Here is a 1,700-nt window from a genome sequence, read left to right on the forward strand (position 1 = left end):
TCGCCGGGGAAGCAGAGAACGGCGCCGCCGGTCATCGAGTAAGTGAAGCGAGCCAAAGGAACCACATGGGACTCACGGTACTGACGGTTGGACAGATGAGGAGACTGACGGTCGGAGCCGTCAGCGTGGTGCTCGTTGGTCTTGCCGCTACCCCTGCCCACGCGGAAAGTGCGCGCTCCCAGCAATGGCATCTCGATGCGATGCAGGCAGAAGAGATGTGGAAGACGAGCAAGGGGGACGGAGTCACGGTTGCGGTGGTCGATTCAGGAGTGGACAGCTCACTGAAAGACCTACAGGGGCAAGTCCTCCAGGGGAAGGACTTCGCACCAGACCGTCGCGGCGATGCGCATGATGACTACAACAATCACGGTACCAGCATGGCCACACTTATCGCGGCTACTGGTAAGGCAGGTAGTGAGAAGGGGACCTACGGTCTGGCGCCAGGATCCAAGATCCTTCCCCTTCGTGTCGACGAAGACAGAAAGGCCAACAACCAAGCCGAGGTCGAGGCCTCCTTCGGCCGGAGGGTGGCTCCCGCTATTCGATATGCTGCAGAGTCAGATGCCAAAATCATCAATATCTCGCTTGCGTCTGAGGGAAATTCTCCGCAATTGAAGTCGGCCATCGACTATGCCTTGAAGAAAGGGAAGCTGATTTTCGCCGGAGTGGGTAACAGCGGCGAAGAGGGTAACCCACTCATGTACCCGGCAGCTACGCCCGGTGTGGTAGGCGTAAGTGCAGTAAACAAGAAGATCGTGGCAACAGACGAGTCGGAGAGCGGAGCGCAGGTAGATCTTGCAGCGCCAGGTGATGAGCTGGTGTATTCGTGCTCTGGGGGGACTGAGATCTGTAAGGGCCACGGCACTAGTGGCGCCACCGCGCTCGCATCCGCCTCCGCAGCTCTCATCTGGTCCAAGCACCCGGACTGGACTGCCAATCAAGTCACCCGCGTCCTTGTGAACACCGCTGGCAAACCCAAGAGCGGTGACGAGAGTAATGATTTCATCGGCTACGGCATGGTCCGTCCTCGTATCGCTCTCAAGAACCCGGGTGACCCGGGCGACCCCAAGACCAATCCCCTGCCGGGCCCGTACAACGAGGACGACGCCAAGAAGAAGGCGGACGCTGCGGCGAAGAACAAGGACGAAGACCAGGCCGCGCCGGCCGCGTCCGACGACGAGGGCACTTCCACCGGCGCGTTGATCGGCTACGGCCTCGGTGGGGCTGCTCTTCTCGGCGCTGCAATCGCCACACCTCTGATCATCCGTCGCCGCCGCACGTCCCAGCCGACGGTCGCGAGGGGTTACCAGCCCGCCACTACGTGGCAGCCCACTCCACCGCCGCCCCAGCACCACCCCAACGACCAACGCCACTGACATAGACCCGGGGGGACCTGTCATTCGAGCAAGAGTGGAGAGCTGGGCATCCAACTGTGGTGCGTCGGTTCACGAGCAGGCAGTGCACTCAAACTCGCACACGGTATTGCCATTCGGGATTCGTCCAACAGCCTCGCAGGCTTGTGATCCCGGTGCGCCGGCCAATCGCAGCCTCCTCACGTCCTTGCTCGGGGCACTGCCATCGGTGTCCTTAGGTGCGGCTCAGGGTCAGCAGAACCGAGGGCTCATGGGCCGGTCGGGAATGGGCATGGGGTCTGGCATGGGTGGTGCTGGCGCCAATCAGTCGGGAATCGTCGGGGGTCG

General features: G+C 61.8%; 1 protein-coding gene. It reads left to right on the plus strand.

The genetic code is table 11. From position 1 onward, the window contains the following. Positions 1-1,376, plus strand: a 1,376-nt coding sequence (gene mycP, locus H343_RS32745) for a type VII secretion-associated serine protease mycosin (protein ID WP_486587035.1), incomplete at its 5' end; no start/stop codon positions are given. Positions 1,377-1,700: the final 324 nt, after the last annotated feature.

It is taken from the genome of Streptomyces sp. TAA204 (assembly GCF_000424965.1).